Here is a 17,544-nt window from a genome sequence, read left to right as displayed (position 1 = left end):
AGATCCATTAGTGATCAATCTGTGATCGCAGCATGCGTGCCGCCTCCTCCGGCAGCACGTCGTTGACGAAGGCGCCCATCGCCGACTCCGACCCGGCCAGATACTTGAGCTTGTTCGGCGCCCGCCGGATGCTGAACAGCTCCAGGTGCAGATAGCCCAGCTCCCTGTCCTCGCGCACGGGCGCCTGGTGCCAGGCCGAGATGTACGGCATCACGAGCCCGAACAGCCCGTCGAACGCCCGCAGCACCGAGGTGTAAAGAGGCGCGAACGCCGCCCGCTCCTCCTCCGTGAGCGCGGCCAGGTCGGGCACCTGCCGGTGCGGATAGACGTGCACCTCGAACGGCCAGCGCGCGGCGGCCGGCACGAACGCCGTCCACAGCTCGTTGGCGGCCACCACCCGCGTCCCCGCCGCCCGCTCGGCGGCCAGCACGTCGGCGAACAGGTTCCCCTTCGGGTAGCGCCGGGCGGCGCCGAGCTGCAGCCTGGTCCTGGGCGTGACGTACGGGTAGGCGTAGATCTGGCCGTGCGGGTGGGCCAGCGTGATGCCGATCTCCTCGCCCCGGTTCTCGAAGCAGAAGACCTGCTCCACGCCCTTCATCCCGGACAGCTCGGCCGTGCGGTCGGCCCACGCCTCCATGACCAGCTCCACGCGGTCGTCGGAGAGCCGGGAGAAGGAGGAGGAGTGGTCGGAGGTGAAGCAGACCACCTCGCACCGCCCCACGCCCGGCCGGACCTCACTCAGCCCGCCCGGGTCACCATAAGTCCCGAAATTTCCGGAAAAGGAGGGGAAGCGGTTCTCGAACACCACCACGTCATAGTCGTGGGCCGGGATCTCCGTCGACCGCTCGTCCGACGACGGGCACAGCGGGCACTCGGCCGTGCCGCCCGTCGGCAGGAACGTGCGCGTCTGCCGGTGCCCGGCGATCGCGATCCACTCCTCGGTCAGCGGGTCGTAGCGCAGCTCGGAGGCCACCGGCCGGGGGCCGAGGGTCCGCCGGTCGATCGCACTCCTGTCGGCGTCGTCGCGCCGGTCGAAGTAGATCAGCTCCCGGCCGTCGGCCAGATGGGTGATGGTGCGCTTCAAGGCGAGCCCTCCGCGATGAGAAGTTCTCCGGCCCGTTCGGCCAGCTCGGTGCGTGCGTCCTGGGGCAGCCCCGCGTCGCTGATGACCACGTCGGCCTCGCTCAGCTCGGCGATGGTGCTGATGCCCACCGTGTTCCACTTGGTGTGGTCGGCGGGGACGACCAGCCGGTTGGCCGCCGCCACCAGCTCCCTGTCGGTCTCGGACTCCAGCAGGTTGGGCGTGGTGAACCCGGCCCGCACGCTCATCCCGTGCACGCCGAGGAAGAGCGTGTCCACGTGCAGGCGGCGGATCGCGGCCACGGCGACCGGGCCGACCAGGGCGTCGGAGGGGGTGCGCACGCCGCCGGTCAGCACGACCGTGCGGTCGGCGCGCGGGTTGCGATGGAAGACCTCGGCGACCGGGATCGAGTTGGTGATCACGGTCAGCTCGGCCACGCCGATCAGGTGGTGGGCCAGCGCCCATGTGGTGGTGCCCGCCGACAGCGCCACGGCCGTGCCGGGGCGCACGAGGGTGGCCGCCAGCCGCGCGATGGCCTCTTTCTCCTGCTGCTGGCGGGCGGACTTGGCGGTGAACCCGGGCTCCTCGGTCGAGCCGGGGCCGAGCGCCGTGGCGCCTCCGTGCACCTTCTCCAGCAGGCCGCGCTCGGCCAGCACCTCAAGGTCGCGCCGGATGGTCATGTCGGAGACGCCGAGCTCGCGTACGAGGTCGGCCACCCGGACGCCGCCGTGGCTGCGCACGCGTTCGAGAATCGCCTGTTGACGCTGCTGTGCGAGCACGCCCGCTCCTTCCAACAGATTCCACCAAATTATGACACGGAATTGTTGGGGTATGTGAGTTCTTCCGGATCGCTTGCGCTGGTCAGCACGGGCGGGAGACGTTGGGGGCCCCGCCGATCACCGGCCGGGGTGCACCGATCACCGGAGGCGAGCTTATGGCCAGGCGCGCACGCAAGGGCAGGGCACGCAAGAAGAAGAAGGCGAACCACGGCAAGCGTCCCACGGCGCGATGACCGCCGGGTGGCCGCTCCCCGCGGCCACCCGGACCCCTCATCCACCCCGTCCGGACCGTCACTCAGCCCGCTCCGGGACCATCACCCGGGCAGCTCCGTGAGCGCCCGGTCGATGCGCTCCTGCGGCAGCGTGCAGTCCTCCAGCTCGCCGGCCAGATAACGGTCATAGGCCCCCAGGTCGAAGTGGCCATGGCCGCACAGCGCGGTCAGGATGACCTTCTCCTCGCCGCTCTCCTTGCAGCGCAGCGCCTCGGCGATCGTCTCGGCCAGCGCGTGCGTGGGCTCGGGCGCGGGCAGGATGCCCTCCGTCCTGGCGAAGCGCAGACCGGCCTCGAAACACTCGCTCTGGTCGCGGGTGACGGCCTCGAACAGGCCCAGCTCGTACATGTGCGACAGCAGCGGCGACATGCCGTGGTAGCGCAGGCCGCCCGCGTGGATCGGGTCGGGCACGAACGAGTGCCCGAGCGTGTGCATCTTGAGCAGCGGCGTGAACCCCGCCGTGTCGCCGAAGTCGTAGGCGTACGCGCCGCGCGTGAACGTCGGGCAGGCCGCCGGCTCGACCGCCCTGAACACCGTCGCCAGCCGCCCCGCCAGCTTCTCCCGCAGGAAGGGGAAGGCCAGCCCGGCGAAGTTGGAGCCGCCGCCCGTACAGCCGATCACCAGGTCGGGCGGCTCGGGGAGCTGCGCGAGCGCCTCCTCGCCGATCACCGTCTGGTGCATCAGGACGTGGTTGAGCACCGAGCCGAGCGCGTAGCGGGCGTCGGGTGTCGCACCGGCCACCTCGACGGCCTCGCTGATCGCGATGCCCAGGCTGCCGGGCGAGACGGGGTCGTCGGCCAGCACCTTGCTGCCCGCCCCCGTGACGGGGGAGGGGCTGGCGTGCACGGTGGCGCCGTAGACCCGCATGAGAGAGCGGCGGTACGGCTTCTGGTCGTACGAGGCGCGTACCATCCAGATCCGGCACTCCAGGCCGAACTGGGCACAGGCGAACGCCAGCGCCGACCCCCACTGCCCCGCGCCGGTCTCGGTGGTCAGCAGCCGCACCCCCTCGCGGGCGTTGTAGTACGCCTGCGGCACGGACGTGTTCGGCTTGTGGGACCCGGCGGGGGAGACGCCCTCGTACTTGTAGTAGATCCTGGCCGGCGTGCCCAGCGCCCGCTCCAGGCGGCGCGCCCGCAGCAGCGGCGTCGGCCGCCAGAGCCGGTAGACGTCCAGCACCTCCTGCGGGATCGGGACGAACCGCTCGGTGCCGGCCTCCTGCGCGATCAGCTCCATCGGGAAGAGCGGCGCCAGGTCGTCGGGGCCCACGGGCTGCCGGGTGCCCGGATGCAGCGGCGGAGGCGGCGGGGCGGGCAGATCGGGAACGATGTTGTACCAGTTGCTGGGGATCACCGCTTCAGTGTGCGCCGAGCTGATCCCGTGTACCAGGGGTCACCGCACCAATACGGCGGGACGTTCCGGGTGATCGGCGCGTACCACCACATCGGCCCTCTCCTGGGGCCGCGTCTCGTGCTCGTAGCGCCGGTAGGCGGGCAGGGTCCAGCGCAGATCCTCCGGCGTGCCGCGTTCGAGCGCCCCCGGCGACAACCACAGGTGCACGCTCACGTCGAACGCCAGCCCCCGCCCGAGCAGCAGCGTGCCGTCCACCACGGCCACCCCGCCCGGCGGCAGCTCCTCGTAGGGGGTCCGGTAGGCCCGGTCGATCGTGCTGTCCCACAGCGCCGGCAGCACCCGCCCCGACCCGCCGGGCTCCAGCGGATCGAGCACCTCCCTGCGCAACGCCTTGACGTCCAGCCAGTCGTCGTGGAAGGCGTCGGGGTCGGTCCTGCCGTACTCCAGCCGCAGGGAGGCCGGCCGCAGGAAGTCGCCCGCCGCCACCCGCAGCACCGGCCGGCCACGCAGGCGCAGCGGCGCGACCAGCGCGTCGGCGAGCACCCCGGGCCGCGCGGCGGGCGCGCCGTCCACGGCCACCCGCACCCACCGTTCCGGCGGGCGGGCGCAGATCAGCTCGGCCAGCTCTCCGACGAGGGCCTCACGGGAGATCGGTCGCGCGCGCATCGATCTTCACCTTACGGGGACGGGCACCGATCGCCTGACGAGGGGGCGGGGCCGCCTCGCGGCGGGCGGAAATGCCTTCGACGCCCGCACCACCGCCCGGCTATGTTGCCCGGCATGCCTGTCTGCGACTGCGGCGCGCCCGCCGGCCCGCTCGGCGTGTGCGCCGACTACTACAACGCCGTCCTGGCCGAGGAACAACTGGACCCGGAGATGTACCGGTGGCACGCGATCGTGGTCTGCGTCTACCTCCTCCAGCACCCCTCCAGGGGGCACGAGAAGTATCTCGACGGCCAGTTCCGCTACCTGCAGTTCTACGTGGACAAGGGCCTCGACGCGCTGCAACGCCTGCGGAACCACCAGGTGGCCCGCAACAACCACCGCTCCAGGGCCGGCTACGACCTGACGCCCCTGGCCGCATACGAGCCGCTGCCGCCGGCCGCCCCCGCCGGGCCCTTCCGCGCCGCCTTCGCCGGCCTGCCGCATGAGAACGACAGCTTCGTCTTCGACGGCCACGAGGCGTACGGGCAGCGGATGCACACCCTCGCCGAGGCCACCCTGGAGTCGTGGAAGCCGGGCGGGCCAGGCACCCCGAACCGGGGCTGACCTGGCCTCGCGCCGCATCGGAGCGGACGACGGGAATCGAACCCGCGTAGCTAGTTTGGAAGACTAGGGCTCTACCATTGAGCTACGTCCGCGCGAACCGGTCGAACTCTGGTCTAGACTTCATCCGGTCGTCAGGGCGTAAGCGTACCGGAGTCTCCGGGCGCATGCGCAATCGGCGAGACGGGGCGTGGCGCAGCTTGGCAGCGCGCTTGCTTTGGGAGCAAGAAGTCGCAGGTTCAAATCCTGTCGCCCCGACCGGCACGAACAGCGAGAAGGCCACTTCCCGGTAAGGGGAGTGGCCTTCTTCGCGGTGCGCGTCGACGATACCGGGACGAGATCTCCGCCTGCGATCATCACCTCGCCTGACGCCGTTCCGAGGAGACGACCGCATGAGGCTCTGGGCGCCGGCCCTGACGATCGTGTCCCTTGCGCTGGTCGTTCCGCCCCCGGCCGAGACCCGCCTCGACCCCGTCGCCGCGCTGCGCGTCCAGCTGGAGAGTGGCGACGGCGTGGCGTTCACGAGCGTCACGAGCACGCGCGTACCCGAGAGAGACAAGCCGATGATCTCGCGGAGGTCGGGGGTTCACGAACTGGCTCACGGGAAGGTCGTCGCGAGCGACTACCGCGAGGACCAGGACGGCACGGACCCCGAGCGTACGATGGCCTTCCCGGACCGGTCCTACGAGCAGTCGACCGGCTGGCGCCGGTATCTGCCGGAAGGCAAGAACTGGGTCTTCGAGAAGACCAAGGATCCCCCGGTCCTGACCTGTGGCCTGATACGGCTGAGCAACCCGGCGACACTCAAGGTCATGCTCGCCGGCGCCAGGACCAAGCGCCCCGGCGGCGTGTACGACGGCACCCGCACCACCCTGCACGAAGGAGTCATCACGCTGGGCGAGGTCGCCCAGGTGGATCCTGGCCTACGCATCGGCTTGGATCAACGGCTCACGGACGCGGAGGCGCGGATTCGCGTCGACTGGAAGCTCTGGATCGGGCGGGATCAGCTCGTCCACCGATGCCATGCTTCCTCCTGGCTGCTCACCTTCCTGGGGGAAGACGACTTCGACCCCATGCACATCGTCGAGGACCTCCGCCTTTCGCGGTGGGGCCACCCGGCGGACCTGAAACCGCCGCCGGCCGACCAGGCGGCGAGCCTCGACCAGCTCGACTCGCCCGAAGAGGCCCCTGTCACCCCTCGCCCACGCTAGATCGCGATCGCCCTTTCCCCAAGCGGCGGAGTCGAGGGGGCGCGGGTCATGGGCCATGGTCGTCCGGCTGGGCCCATGGGCGTTCAAGGTTCCCGTCCGGGGGAGGGGTGCAGTTACGTGCACCCCTGCCGGGTGGCTGGGGCGATTCCTCCCGCGCGTCGCCTTCCCTAGCGTCGGAAGCACCGATTCGAGGGAGGCGGAATCTCATGACCACCACACTGCGCAGGACCACCGGCCGGCTCGCCGGCGTCGCCCTGTGGGCGCTGCAGATCGTCGTCGCGGGCTTCTTCGTGATGTCGGCCGTGGCCAAGTTCACCAATGCCGAGCCGTCGGCCTCCACGTTCGTGGCGATCGGCCTGGGCGACTGGTTCCGGCACCTGGTGGGGGTGCTGGAGGTGACGGGCGCGGTGGGGCTGCTGGTGCCGCGGCTGGCCGGGGTGGCGGGGCTGGCGTTCGTGGGTCTGATGGCGGGGGCGGTCCTGACCGAGGCGTTCGTGTCGGGCGGCTCGGTGGTGCTGCCGCTGGTGATGATGGCGCTCTGCGCCGTCATCGCCTGGGGGCGGCGGTCCGGTACGGCGCGGCTGGGGGCGGCGCTCGCCGGGCGGTCGTCCTGAAGACGCGGTCGTCTGGGCGTACGCGATTGTCTGAGGGCGTACGCGGGCATCCTGAAGGCACACGCGGGCATCCTGAGGGCGGATGGGCATCCTGAGGGGGTGGACCTGTTCGCCGACGATCCGATGGCCCGCCCGCTCACCTATCCGGGACGCGTCCCGGCCGGCTCGGGGGTGCTGGTCGATGACGCGTACGTGCCGCTCCGGCCCGAAGGAGCGCCGCAGGGGTGGCGGGCGGACGGCGAGACGCTGGCGGGGCTGCTGGCGCGCGAGGGCTGCGCGCCGCTGGAGGAGCGCCACCGCGTCGTCGCCGTGGGCTCCAACGCCGCCCCCGGCCAGGTGCGCAGGAAGTTCCTCACCCACCGGGTACGCCCCGTCGTCCCCATGACGGTCGCCGAGGTGCACGGCGTCGCCCCCGGCGTGTCCGCCCACGTGAGCCGATGGGGTTACGTGCCGGCCGCGCCGATCGGGGCGCCCGGCGAGACCTCCAGGCTGTTCGTGCTCTGGCTCGACGAGCGGCAGCTGGCCGCGCTCGACCTCACCGAGCCCAACTATCGTCGCCGCCCGCTCGATGGCCCGGTCGTGCTGGAGTCGGGCGCGCGCGTGCCGCCCCCCTTCGTGTACGAGGGCAGGCACGGCTGCCTGGCCGGCCCCGACGGCCGGGGCCGCCGCCTGACGTCCCAGCGGAGGCTGATCCGTTCCCTCCTGGACACGTCGCCAGCGCTGCGCCGTCTGTGCGGGAGCACTCCGGAGGACTTCGTGCGCAACGTCAGGGACGAGACCGTACGCGAGGCGGCCTGCCTGGTCCTGCGGGCGGAGAGCCGGCTGGGCCGGGCGTCACCGTGACCGCGCCTGCGAAGGCGTCCGCCCGTCGCGGGCCGGATAAGGTCGGATCTCATGACAGACACCCGAGTTCCCCCGCCCTACCTCGGCGACGAGCGGACCCAGCTCGACAACTGGCTCGAATGGCACCGCGCGACCCTGGCCGTCAAGTGCGCGGGCCTGTCGGACGAGCAGCTGCGCACGCGCTCCGTGCCGCCCTCGTCCCTGTCTCTGCTGGGCCTGGTCAGGCATCTGGCGCACGTCGAACGCGTGTGGTTCCGCCGGGTGCTCAACGGCGAGGACGTGCCCAAGCTCTGGGGCAAGGACCGCGACAACGACGCCGACTTCGGTGAGGTGGACACCGCCTCGGTCAAGGAGGCGTTCGACACGTGGCAGGAGGAGATCGCGCACGCCCGCGCCATCTCGGCGGCCCACTCGCTGGACGCCGTCGGCGACCGCGACGGCCGGAAGTGCTCGCACCGCTGGATCCTCATCCACGTGATCGAGGAGTACGCCCGCCACAACGGCCACGCCGACCTGCTGCGCGAGCGCATTGACGGCGTGACGGGGGAGTGACCGAGGGGGACGGGGGACCACGAACGGCCCCGCGGGGCGCGTTTCAGCCGGCGGGGCGGAACAGTCGCGGGGCGCGCCTCAGCCGTCGGGGAAACGGCGGCGGGGCGCGTCTCAGTCGTCGGCGCGGAACAGCGCCCAGACGGCCTTGCCGCCGCGGGCCAGCGGGTCCCAGCCCCAGCACTGGCTGTAGGTCTCCACGATGTACAGGCCGCGCCCGTTCTCCGAGATGAAGTCGGGCTCCTTGGGCGTCGGCACCTTGTCGCTGGGGTCGGCCACGGCCAGCAGCACGTGGGGTGCGACCCGCATCAGCAGCAGCTCGATCTCGCGGCGGCCGGCGGCGTACATCGCGTACCTGACCGCGTTCGTCACCAGCTCCGAGACCACCAGCGCGGCGTCGTCGCTCAGCTCGTGCAGGCCCCAGCCGCGCAGCGTCGAGCGGGTCACGTCCCTGGCGGTCTTCACCGAGTCGGCCTGGAAGGGCAGCGGACACGAGGTCGTGTACGGCTTGCCGCCCATGAGCAGGTGGTCGAAACCCACTTCACGGGTGATCTGCAGGCAATCGGCAGTGGCCAGAGGGTCCTCCACCATGCTGCCGATACCTCCCCGTTAAGCCTTGGTTAGTGCACGTTTGGCCCAATATGCACTAAGCCATCATGGGTCACGAACGCGGCACCTGCAAGACCCAAATGCACGTGCAGCTGCATTGTGCAGTAGCAAGCGACGTTTTGGGGCATAAATCACCGAATCGGACACGAGGTTGAGACCTTGTCATACCCGGCATTGTGGTGTCACTGTGTGTGCGGACCTTGATAGGAGGCAAAGTGACGCAGAACCAGCCGGGTTCCGGGCCGACGGCGCTGCGCATCCTCCTGGGCTCCCAGCTGCGCAAGCTCAGGGAAGCGAAGAACGTCACTCGTGAGGAGGCCGGGCACCTCATCCGCGGGTCCGAATCCAAGATCAGCCGGATGGAACTCGGCCGAGTGGGGTTCAAGGAACGCGACGTGGCGGACCTGCTGACTCTGTACGGGGTCGTGGATCAGCAGGCTCGGGCCGCCGTGCTCGACCTGGTCGCCACCGCCAACGAGCCGGGCTGGTGGCACCGGTTCAACGACGTCCTGCCCACGTGGTTCCAGGCGTACGTCGGCCTCGAGGAGGCGGCCGCCCGGATCAGGACCTACGAGGTCCAGTTCGTACCGGGACTGTTGCAGACCAAGGAGTACGCAAGGGCCGTGGTGACCGCCGGTTCGGCGGGCATCGGGGCGGAGGAGATCGCCAGGAGGGTGGATCTCCGGCTGGAGCGCCAGCGGATGTTCGACAGGCCCGACGGGCCGGTCTTCTGGGCCGTGATCGACGAGGCCGCGCTGCGGCGGCCGATCGGCGGGGCCGAGGTCATGAGGGCGCAGATCGAGCACCTCATCGACCTGATGCGCCAGCCGAACATCACGATCCAGGTCATGCCGTTCAGCTTCGGCGGGCACAGCGCGGAGGGCGGCGCGTTCAGCATCCTGCGCTTCCCCGACAGCGACCTGCCCGACGTGGTGTACGTGGAGCAGCTCGCCAGCGCGCTCTACCTGGACAAGCGCGAGGACGTGGACCGATACACCGAGGTGATGGAGCGGCTGTGCGCCGTGAGCACCACTCCGGACGAGACGATCGAACTCCTCAGGACGATCGCCGACGAGTTCTGACCGCGGCGGGCGTCGTGGTTGGGTGTGCGTCTGCCCTAGACTGGCCATCGGCGTTGGACGCCGCCGTGGCGGAGCATGCCCAACACCGCTCATGTGGGCGCGGCGCGTGAGCCGAACCGATGGACGCGCCCGCGATCACTCGTAGCTTGATCAAGGAGACCATTCCGTGAAGACCGCTGTCGAGGAGCTCAGCCCGACCCGGGTCAAGCTCACTGTCGAGGTGCCGTTCGACGAGCTGCGCCCGAGCATGGATGCGGCGTACAAGAAGGTCGCGCAGCAGGTGCGCGTCCCCGGGTTCCGGCCTGGCAAGGTTCCGGCCCGCATCATCGAGCAGCGCTTCGGCCGGGCGGTAGTGCTGGAGGAGACCCTCAACGACGCGGTGCCCAAGCTGTACGGGCAGGCCGTCGACGAGGCCGACGTGTTCCCCGTCAGCCAGCCTGACATCGAGGTCACGAAGATCGACGACGGTGAGCAGATCGAGTTCACCGCCGAGGTCGACATCCGGCCCAACTTCGAGGTCCCCGACTACAAGGGCACCGAGGTCACGGTCGACTCCGCCGAGGTCTCCGACGAGGACGTCGACGCCCAGCTCGACGCCCTGCGCCAGCGCTTCGCCACGCTGACCGGCGTGGAGCGCGCCGCGGCCAAGGGCGACTTCGTCGTGATGGACCTGCGCGCCGAGATCGACGGCCAGAACATCGAGGAGCAGCAGGCCAGCGAGGTCTCCTACGAGGTCGGCGCCGGCTCCGTGCTGCAGGGCCTCGACGACGCGCTCGAGGGCATGTCCGCGGGCGAGGAGAAGAGCTTCAAGACCGAGCTGGTCGGCGGCGAGAACGCCGGCGAGGAAGCCGACGTGATCATCAACGTCAAGGCGGTCAAGGAGAAGGTCCTGCCGGAGCTGGACGACGAGTTCGCCCAGCTCGCCAGCGAGTTCGACACGCTCGACGAGCTGAAGAACAGCATCCGCGAGCAGGCCCGCCGCAACAAGCTCATCGACCAGGTCGTCCAGGCCCGCGAGAAGGCGCTCGACGCGCTCCTCGAGAAGATCGAGATCCCGCTGCCCGACAGCGCGCTCAAGGCCGAGGTCGACGCCCGCAAGCACAACCTCGACCACCAGGTGGCCGAGAGCGGCCTGAGCCGTGACGCCTTCTTCCGCCTCTACCAGACGACGGAGGAGGAGCGCTTCGAGGAGTTCGAGAAGAACTCCGCGCGCGCCATCAAGGTCGGCTTCGTGCTCGACAAGATCGTCAAGGCCGAGGAGCTGGGCGTCTCCGAGCAGGAGCTGACCAACTTCGTGGTCCGCCGCGCTATGGAGATGGGCGTCCAGCCCAACGAGCTGGCCAAGCACCTCGCCGACAACGACCAGCTCACGCTGGCCATGGTCGAGATCGTCCGCGACAAGGCCAAGTCCGTGCTGGGCGACGCCGCCAAGGTCGTCGACACCGACGGCAACGAGGTCGACCTCAAGGCCATCTACAGCGAGATCAACGGCGAGCCGGTCGAAGAGGCCGACGCCGAGGACGAGGCCGGCGAGAAGGCCGACGACAAGGCCGAGGCCTGATCGACGCTTAGGCGCAGAGCGAACAGCAGCCCTCGGACCGCGCGGTCCGAGGGCTGCCGCGTTCCATACGCCGCCGCGCACACCTGCCCGCACACATCCGCCCCCCACGCACCCCCCCACGCACCCCGCCCATGCCGGGCGCGCGCACACCTGCCCGCAGGCAGGCATCCGCCCGCCCCGCGCACCCGCCCACACCTGCCCGCGCACGGGTTTGTGGCGCCCAAGGGCCTCAGGCGGCCTCTGCGGGGCCGGAACGGGGGCCGACTCCTCCACGGGCCCCACACCCCCGCGCCCGCCCGACCGCCGCCTCAGGGCCTCGGAGAAGGGGCGCCGCCCGAGGAGTGCCCGCGCCCCGTCCTCGGGAAGGGGACCGGCAGAAGGTACATAAGCCGCGAAGGGCAACAGGGCAACGTCCGTCCGAACCTGCGCCGTCAGCGAACAGTCCGGGGGACCGGGCATGACCTGTGGGCGGCGCGCGTTAAGGTCACAAGCAAAGCCAATCGATTACGACGCATCGGAAGGTGACGCTGTGACCAGCCCGCCGACCTTCTATCAGCCTGAGTCTCGAGGCCGTGAGAACGGCTCCGCCTTCCGGCTTGAGGACCAGCTTTACCAGCGCCTGCTCCGCGAGCGCATCATCGTGCTCGGGCAGGAGGTCAACGACGAGATCGCCAACCGCATCTGCGCCGAGCTGCTCCTGCTCGCCGCCGATGACCCCGAGCGTGACATCACGCTCTACATCAACTCGCCGGGCGGCTCGGTGAGTGCGGGCATGGCGATTTACGACATGATGGAATATGTGCCCAACGACGTCTCCACGGTCGTGATGGGCATGGCCGCCTCGATGGGGCAGTTCCTGCTCACCGCGGGGGCGCGCGGCAAGCGCTACGCTCTGCCGCACGCCCGGGTGATGATGCACCAGCCGTCGGGCGGCATCGGCGGCACCGCCGCCGACATCGCCATTCAGGCGGAGCAGATGCTCTACGTGAAGAAGACGCTGGCCGAGCGGATCGCGTTCCACACGGGGCAGCCGCTGGAGCAGATCGAGTCCGACTCCGACCGTGACCGCTGGTTCACGGCCGAGGAGGCCAAGGACTACGGCTTCATCGACCACGTGGTGCGCAGCGCGCGTCAGGTGCCCTCCGCGGGCCCGGTCTCCTAGGGGGAGCTGACATGAACATCCAGAGCCGTTACGTTCTCCCCTCCTTCGTCGAGCGCACGTCCTACGGCGTGAAGGAGATGAACCCGTACAACAAGCTCTTCGAGGACCGCATCATCTTCCTCGGAGTGCAGATCGACGACGCGTCGGCCAACGACGTCATGGCCCAGTTGCTGACGCTGGAGTCGCTCGATCCCGACCGTGACATCAGCATCTACATCAACTCGCCCGGTGGCTCCTTCACGGCCATGACGGCGATCTACGACACGATGCAGTTCGTCCGGCCGGAGATCCAGACCGTCTGCCTCGGCCAGGCCGCCTCCGCGGCGGCCGTGCTGCTGGCCGGCGGCACCCCGGGCAAGCGCTTCGCGCTGCCCAACGCCCGGGTGCTGATCCACCAGCCGTCCACCGAGGGCGGCGGCCAGGGCAGCGACATCGAGATCCAGGCCCGCGAGATCCTGCGCATGCGCACGCTGCTGGAGGACATCGTGGCCCGCCACACGGGCAAGTCCGCCGCTGAAGTCCGTAAAGACATCGAACGCGACAAAATTCTCAACGCGGACGAGGCGAAGGCGTATGGTCTGATCGACGACATCATCCCGTCCAGGAAGAAGCGAGCTCAGGCCGTAGCTTCCTAGACGAGACGTGACGCACCGGAGCGCTGCCCAATAGGGCACGTTCCGGTGCGACTCGCCGCTAGGGGGCTCACTGAGGGCCCAGAAGACGGTAACGTCGAAACCTGAGCGGTTCGGCCTAGTCCGGAGGATGTCCGGAACACTGCTCTCGGGAGCAGGGCGGTCCCACGCAAAGGAGTATCTGGGGTGGCACGCATCGGCGACGGGGGAGACCTGCTGAAGTGCTCTTTCTGCGGGAAGAGTCAGAAGCAAGTCAAGAAGCTCATTGCCGGTCCAGGCGTCTACATCTGCGATGAGTGCATCGATCTCTGCAACGAGATCATCGAGGAGGAGCTCTCCGAGTCCTCCGAGCTCAAGTGGGACAACCTGCCCAAGCCGAGGGAGATCTACGAGTTCCTCGACGCCTACGTCATCGGTCAGGACAAGGCGAAGAAGGCCCTCTCGGTGGCGGTCTACAACCACTACAAGCGGGTGCAGTCGGGCGACCGGGGCAGAGACGACGGCCTCGAGCTGGCCAAGAGCAACATCCTGCTGCTCGGCCCGACGGGTTCGGGCAAGACGCTGCTGGCGCAGACCCTGGCGAAGATGCTCAACGTGCCCTTCGCCATCGCCGACGCCACCGCGCTCACCGAGGCGGGATATGTCGGCGAGGATGTCGAGAACATCCTCCTCAAGCTCATCCAGGCCGCCGACTACGACGTCAAGAAGGCCGAGACCGGCATCATCTACATCGACGAGGTCGACAAGATCGCCCGCAAGAGCGAAAACCCGTCGATCACGCGCGACGTCTCCGGCGAGGGTGTGCAGCAGGCGCTGCTGAAGATCCTGGAGGGCACCACGGCCTCGGTGCCTCCGCAGGGCGGCCGCAAGCACCCGCACCAGGAGTTCATCCAGATCGACACCACCAACGTGCTGTTCATCTGCGGTGGCGCGTTCGCCGGCCTGGAAAAGATCATCGAGTCGCGCATCGGCAAGAAGGGCATCGGCTTCAACGCCATCATCCGCTCGAAGGAAGAGGTCGACACGGCCGACATTTTCGGCGACGTGATGCCCGAAGACCTGCTGAAGTTCGGCATGATTCCCGAGTTCGTGGGCCGGCTCCCGGTCATCACCTCGGTGCACAACCTCGACCGCGAGGCGCTCATCCAGATCCTCACCGAGCCGCGCAACGCGCTGGTCAAGCAGTACCGCAAGCTGCTCGAGCTCGACGGTGTGGAGCTGGAGTTCACCGACGGCGCCCTGGAGGCCATCGCCGACCAGGCGATCCTGCGCGGCACCGGCGCCCGCGGGCTGCGCGCCATCCTGGAGGAGGTGCTCCAGTCGGTGATGTACGAAGTGCCCTCCCGGCAGGACGTCGCCCGGGTGGTCATCACCCGCGAGTCGGTCATCGAGCACGCGATCCCGACGCTCGTGCCCCGCGACCAGCTCGCCGCCAAGCAGCAGCGCACGCCGCGCGAGAAGTCGGCCTGAGCCGGCCGCGCACAACTCGCTGACGCCCCGTGGTCACGACCATGGGGCGTTCTGCTTGCCCGCCTCCCTAGAATTGGGTGTTGTGACAACGCCAGAGCTGCCTACCCAGTACACCCCGGCCGACGTCGAGACCCGCAGCTACGAGCGCTGGGTGTCCGAAGGCTACTTCCGCGCCGACCCGGGCAGCTCGCGCGAGCCGTACAGCATCGTCCTCCCGCCGCCCAACGTGACCGGCGTCCTGCACATCGGGCACGCCCTCGACCACTCCATCCAGGACGCGCTGACGCGCCGCGCCCGCATGCAGGGGCGCGAGACGCTCTGGCTGCCCGGCATGGACCACGCCGGCATCGCCACCCAGAACGTCGTCGAACGCGAGCTCGCCAAGCAGGGCAAGTCCCGCCATGACCTGGGCCGCGAGGCGTTCGTCGAGCGGGTCTGGGAGTGGAAGGAGGAATCCGGCGGGCGGATCCTCGGCCAGATGCGCAAGCTCGGCGACGGCGTCGACTGGTCGCGCGAGCGCTTCACCATGGACCCGGGGCTCTCGCGGGCCGTGCAGACCATCTTCAAGAAGCTCTTCGACGACGGGCTGATCTACCGCGCCGAGCGCATCATCAACTGGTGCCCGCGCTGCCTGACCGCGCTGTCCGACATCGAGGTCGAGCACAGCGAGGACGAGGGCGAGCTCGTCTCGATCCGCTACTCCGACGAGATCGTGGTGGCCACCACGCGCGCCGAGACCATGCTCGGCGACACCGCGGTGGCCGTGCACCCGTCCGACGAGCGCTACGCCCACCTGATCGGGACGATGGTGGAGGTGCCGCTCACCGGGCGGATGATCCCCGTGGTCGCCGACGAGCACGTCGATCCGGCGTTCGGCACCGGCGCGGTCAAGGTGACCCCGGCCCACGACCCCAACGACTTCGAGATCGGGCGCCGTCATTCGCTGCCGTCCCTGACGGTCATGGACGAACGCGGCGTCATCACCGCGCACGGGCCGTTCGAGGGGCTCGACCGGTTCGAGGCCCGGCCGGCCGTGGTCGCCGCGCTGCGCGCCGAGGGCCTGATCGTCGCCGAGAAGCGCCCCTACCTCCACTCGGTCGGCCACTGCTCGCGCTGCAAGACGGTGGTCGAGCCGCGGCTGTCACTGCAGTGGTTCGTCAACGTGGCGCCGCTGGCCAAGGCCGCCGGCGACGCGGTGCGTGACGGGCGCACCCGCATCCACCCGCCCGAGCTGGCCAAGCGCTACTTCGACTGGGTCGACGACATGCACGACTGGTGCATCTCCCGCCAGCTCTGGTGGGGCCACCGCATCCCGGTCTGGTACGGGCCGGGCGGCGAGGTCGTGTGCGTCGGCCCCGACGAGGAGCCGCCGGCGGGCTACACCCAGGACTCCGACGTCCTCGACACCTGGTTCTCCTCGGGCCTGTGGCCGTTCTCGACCCTCGGCTGGCCGGAGCAGACGCCCGAGCTGGCGCGCTTCTACCCGACGTCGGTGCTGGTCACCGGCTACGACATCCTGTTCTTCTGGGTCGCGCGGATGATGATGTTCGGCCTGTACGCGATGGACGGCGAGCCGCCGTTCCGCGTCGTCGCGCTGCACGGCATGGTCCGCGACCAGTACGGCAAGAAGATGTCCAAGTCGTTCGGCAACGTGGTCGACCCGCTCGACTGGGTCGAGCGCTTCGGCGCCGACGCCACCCGCTTCACCCTGCTCCGCGGCGCCAACCCCGGCGCCGACGTCGCGGTGAGCGAGGAGTGGGCGGCCGGCTCGCGCAACTTCTGCAACAAGATCTGGAACGCCACCCGGTTCGCGCTGATGAACGGCGCCGCCGTGGGCTCCCTCGACGGGGCCGAGCTGACCGCGGCCGATCGGTGGATCCTCTCGCGCCTGCAGTCCGTCATCACGGCGGCCGACGCGGCCTTCGAGGAGTTCGAGTTCGCCAAGGCCTCCGACCTGCTCTACCACTTCGCGTGGGACGAGGTCTGCGACTGGTACCTGGAGCTGGCCAAGATCCAGCTCGGGGAGGGCCTGGAGCACACCCGGCTGGTGCTCGGGCATGTGCTCGACGCGCTGCTGCGGCTGATGCATCCGCTGGTGCCGTTCGTGACCGAGGAGTTGTGGCGGGCGGTGACCGGCGGCGAGTCCATCGTCGTGGCTCCGTGGCCGGTGGCCGAGGCCCGTTACACGGACGCCGCGGCCGAGGCGGAGATCGAGTCGCTGCAGGAGTTGGTGACCGAGGTCCGCAGGTTCCGCTCCGATCAGGGGCTCAAGCCGGGCCAGAAGGTCGCCGCGCGTCTCGGGCTCGGCGGCACGCCGCTGGCCGGACAGGAGACGGCGATCAGGTCGTTGCTGCGCCTCACGGAGCCGGCGGAGTCGTTCAACGCCACCGCGCGCTTCACTGTGGGCGGGGTGACCGTGGAGATCGACACCGCCGGCGCCATCGACGTCGTGGCCGAGCGCAAGCGCCTGGAGAAGGATCTCGCCGCCGCGCGTAAGGAGGCCGCCCAGGTGGCCGCCAAGCTGGGCAACGAGCAGTTCATGGCCAAGGCGCCGCAGGACGTGGTGGCCAAGGTCAGGGGCCGCGCCGAGCAGGCGTCCGCCGACATCGCCCGGCTGGAAGCCCAGCTCGCCGCGCTGAGTGTTTGAACCGTACGCACGAGGGGAAGGTCCATTCGTTACCGAAGATGGACCTTCCACGTCTGCGGGGCTGCTACAGTTTCAACGCGGGGCCAATCGGCCCTGACATCCCAGTGAACGAACCCCGACTTTCGGGTTGTGTCCGCCGCGCGGTTGGACAAGAGCCGAATGTTGGAGTAAGTTAGCAGGGTTGCCTCGACGAGAGGCAGGTCCGGAAGCTCCCGGATCGGGCGGTTTGACAAGGATCGTCCGGATCTGGTAGGCTGAAGGAAATGAAATGTGCGCCTCTCGCACGGAGGTCCGGCAAGGATCTCTGAGCGGGTGTACGCGTCCGTTTCTTGAGAACTCAACAGTGTGTTAAAAGCCAGTGCATGATGCACAACCCCGTCATTGATTTGACGGATTCCTTTGGTTGACATTCA

General features: G+C 69.4%; 17 protein-coding genes and 2 tRNA genes. 13 read left to right on the top strand and 6 right to left on the bottom strand.

Annotation, left to right across the window (positions count from 1 at the left end):
* Positions 1 to 7 precede the first annotated feature (7 nt).
* Positions 8 to 1,084 carry a galactose-1-phosphate uridylyltransferase gene (gene galT / locus IO39_RS47420; protein WP_043640095.1) on the bottom strand — a complete coding sequence of 359 codons (1,077 nt, stop codon included), beginning with the start codon at positions 1,082 to 1,084 and terminating at the stop codon, positions 8 to 10.
* The gene (locus IO39_RS47415) at positions 1,081 to 1,860 is read right to left on the bottom strand and encodes a DeoR/GlpR family DNA-binding transcription regulator (RefSeq protein WP_043640092.1); all 780 of its coding nucleotides are present in this window, start codon (positions 1,858 to 1,860) and stop codon (positions 1,081 to 1,083) included. The genes galT and IO39_RS47415 overlap by 4 nt, the downstream gene beginning before the upstream one ends.
* A 155-nt stretch (positions 1,861 to 2,015) precedes the next feature.
* Here IO39_RS47415 and IO39_RS59980 point away from each other — a divergent pair, with 155 nt between their 5' ends.
* Positions 2,016 to 2,093, top strand: a complete 78-nt coding sequence (locus tag IO39_RS59980) for a 50S ribosomal protein bL37 (protein ID WP_372513659.1) — start codon at positions 2,016 to 2,018, stop codon at positions 2,091 to 2,093.
* A gap of 81 nt (positions 2,094 to 2,174) precedes the next feature.
* Here IO39_RS59980 and IO39_RS47410 read toward each other — a convergent pair whose 3' ends face one another.
* Positions 2,175 to 3,485 carry a TrpB-like pyridoxal phosphate-dependent enzyme gene (locus IO39_RS47410; RefSeq protein WP_211267425.1) on the bottom strand — a complete coding sequence of 437 codons (1,311 nt, stop codon included), beginning with the start codon at positions 3,483 to 3,485 and terminating at the stop codon, positions 2,175 to 2,177.
* Between the two features lie 39 nt (positions 3,486 to 3,524).
* Positions 3,525 to 4,151, bottom strand: a complete 627-nt coding sequence (locus IO39_RS47405) for a nucleoside/nucleotide kinase family protein (RefSeq protein ID WP_043640087.1) — start codon at positions 4,149 to 4,151, stop codon at positions 3,525 to 3,527.
* Positions 4,152 to 4,265: 114 nt separating this feature from the next.
* Between IO39_RS47405 and IO39_RS51725 the strand changes: the two genes are divergently transcribed.
* Positions 4,266 to 4,754, top strand: coding sequence for a DUF5946 family protein (locus IO39_RS51725; RefSeq protein WP_157549906.1), 489 nt, complete (start codon positions 4,266 to 4,268; stop codon positions 4,752 to 4,754).
* 21 nt (positions 4,755 to 4,775) lie between these two features.
* On the opposite strand, the gene IO39_RS47395 is transcribed toward IO39_RS51725, so the two are convergent.
* Positions 4,776 to 4,846: transfer RNA gene (locus IO39_RS47395), tRNA-Gly, on the bottom strand.
* Positions 4,847 to 4,935: 89 nt separating this feature from the next.
* Between IO39_RS47395 and IO39_RS47390 the strand changes: the two genes are divergently transcribed.
* The 5 genes from IO39_RS47390 to IO39_RS47370 all read left to right on the top strand — a co-directional run bounded on the left by IO39_RS47390 (position 4,936) and on the right by IO39_RS47370 (position 7,971).
* Positions 4,936 to 5,009, top strand: a tRNA-Pro gene (locus IO39_RS47390).
* Positions 5,010 to 5,143: 134 nt separating this feature from the next.
* On the top strand, positions 5,144 to 5,962 hold the full coding sequence (locus IO39_RS47385) for a hypothetical protein (protein WP_043640085.1): 819 nt from the start codon (positions 5,144 to 5,146) through the stop codon (positions 5,960 to 5,962).
* A 206-nt stretch (positions 5,963 to 6,168) separates the two neighbouring features.
* Positions 6,169 to 6,576 (top strand): DoxX family protein, encoded by a 408-nt coding sequence (locus IO39_RS47380; RefSeq protein WP_043640082.1) that lies wholly within the window; start codon positions 6,169 to 6,171, stop codon positions 6,574 to 6,576.
* A gap of 99 nt (positions 6,577 to 6,675) precedes the next feature.
* Positions 6,676 to 7,419: a hypothetical protein gene (locus IO39_RS47375; RefSeq protein ID WP_052424293.1), complete on the top strand. Its 744-nt coding sequence runs from the start codon at positions 6,676 to 6,678 to the stop codon at positions 7,417 to 7,419.
* A gap of 51 nt (positions 7,420 to 7,470) precedes the next feature.
* A complete protein-coding gene (locus IO39_RS47370; protein ID WP_043640076.1) occupies positions 7,471 to 7,971 on the top strand; it encodes a DinB family protein in 501 nt (166 codons plus the stop codon).
* A 111-nt stretch (positions 7,972 to 8,082) separates the two neighbouring features.
* Here IO39_RS47370 and IO39_RS47365 read toward each other — a convergent pair whose 3' ends face one another.
* Positions 8,083 to 8,559, bottom strand: coding sequence for an ATP-binding protein (locus IO39_RS47365; RefSeq protein ID WP_052424292.1), 477 nt, complete (start codon positions 8,557 to 8,559; stop codon positions 8,083 to 8,085).
* Between the two features lie 233 nt (positions 8,560 to 8,792).
* Between IO39_RS47365 and IO39_RS47360 the strand changes: the two genes are divergently transcribed.
* From IO39_RS47360 to IO39_RS47335, 6 genes are all read left to right on the top strand, one after another.
* The gene (locus tag IO39_RS47360; protein ID WP_043640074.1) at positions 8,793 to 9,659 is read left to right on the top strand and encodes a Sco1979 family transcriptional regulator; all 867 of its coding nucleotides are present in this window, start codon (positions 8,793 to 8,795) and stop codon (positions 9,657 to 9,659) included.
* Positions 9,660 to 9,825: 166 nt separating this feature from the next.
* Positions 9,826 to 11,220 (top strand): trigger factor, encoded by a 1,395-nt coding sequence (gene tig, locus IO39_RS47355; protein WP_043640068.1) that lies wholly within the window; start codon positions 9,826 to 9,828, stop codon positions 11,218 to 11,220.
* A 529-nt stretch (positions 11,221 to 11,749) separates the two neighbouring features.
* On the top strand, positions 11,750 to 12,382 hold the full coding sequence (locus IO39_RS47350; RefSeq protein ID WP_043640066.1) for a ClpP family protease: 633 nt from the start codon (positions 11,750 to 11,752) through the stop codon (positions 12,380 to 12,382).
* Positions 12,383 to 12,393: 11 nt separating this feature from the next.
* The gene (locus IO39_RS47345; RefSeq protein ID WP_043640060.1) at positions 12,394 to 13,017 is read left to right on the top strand and encodes an ATP-dependent Clp protease proteolytic subunit; all 624 of its coding nucleotides are present in this window, start codon (positions 12,394 to 12,396) and stop codon (positions 13,015 to 13,017) included.
* A gap of 183 nt (positions 13,018 to 13,200) precedes the next feature.
* Positions 13,201 to 14,484, top strand: coding sequence for an ATP-dependent Clp protease ATP-binding subunit ClpX (gene clpX, locus IO39_RS47340; RefSeq protein ID WP_043640058.1), 1,284 nt, complete (start codon positions 13,201 to 13,203; stop codon positions 14,482 to 14,484).
* Between the two features lie 73 nt (positions 14,485 to 14,557).
* Positions 14,558 to 17,131, top strand: a complete 2,574-nt coding sequence (locus tag IO39_RS47335; protein WP_043640055.1) for a valine--tRNA ligase — start codon at positions 14,558 to 14,560, stop codon at positions 17,129 to 17,131.
* The last annotated feature ends 413 nt before the right edge of the window (positions 17,132 to 17,544 follow it).

This window comes from Nonomuraea candida, assembly GCF_000725485.1.
Lineage (GTDB): Bacteria > Actinomycetota > Actinomycetes > Streptosporangiales > Streptosporangiaceae > Nonomuraea > Nonomuraea candida.
Note: the sequence above shows the minus strand (reverse complement) of the source record. Positions and strands in the feature narration are given on the sequence as shown.

Bases quoted from the DNA above. Each gene is read 5' to 3' on its own strand.
- IO39_RS51725 (WP_157549906.1), top strand. From the start codon at position 4,266: ATGCCTGTCTGCGACTGCGGCGCGCCCGCCGGCCCGCTCGGCGTGTGC.
- IO39_RS47405 (WP_043640087.1), bottom strand. From the start codon at position 4,151: ATGCGCGCGCGACCGATCTCCCGTGAGGCCCTCGTCGGAGAGCTGGCC.
- IO39_RS59980 (WP_372513659.1), top strand. From the start codon at position 2,016: ATGGCCAGGCGCGCACGCAAGGGCAGGGCACGCAAGAAGAAGAAGGCG.
- IO39_RS47370 (WP_043640076.1), top strand. From the start codon at position 7,471: ATGACAGACACCCGAGTTCCCCCGCCCTACCTCGGCGACGAGCGGACC.
- IO39_RS47385 (WP_043640085.1), top strand. From the start codon at position 5,144: ATGAGGCTCTGGGCGCCGGCCCTGACGATCGTGTCCCTTGCGCTGGTC.
- IO39_RS47380 (WP_043640082.1), top strand. From the start codon at position 6,169: ATGACCACCACACTGCGCAGGACCACCGGCCGGCTCGCCGGCGTCGCC.
- IO39_RS47345 (WP_043640060.1), top strand. From the start codon at position 12,394: ATGAACATCCAGAGCCGTTACGTTCTCCCCTCCTTCGTCGAGCGCACG.
- IO39_RS47365 (WP_052424292.1), bottom strand. From the start codon at position 8,559: ATGGTGGAGGACCCTCTGGCCACTGCCGATTGCCTGCAGATCACCCGT.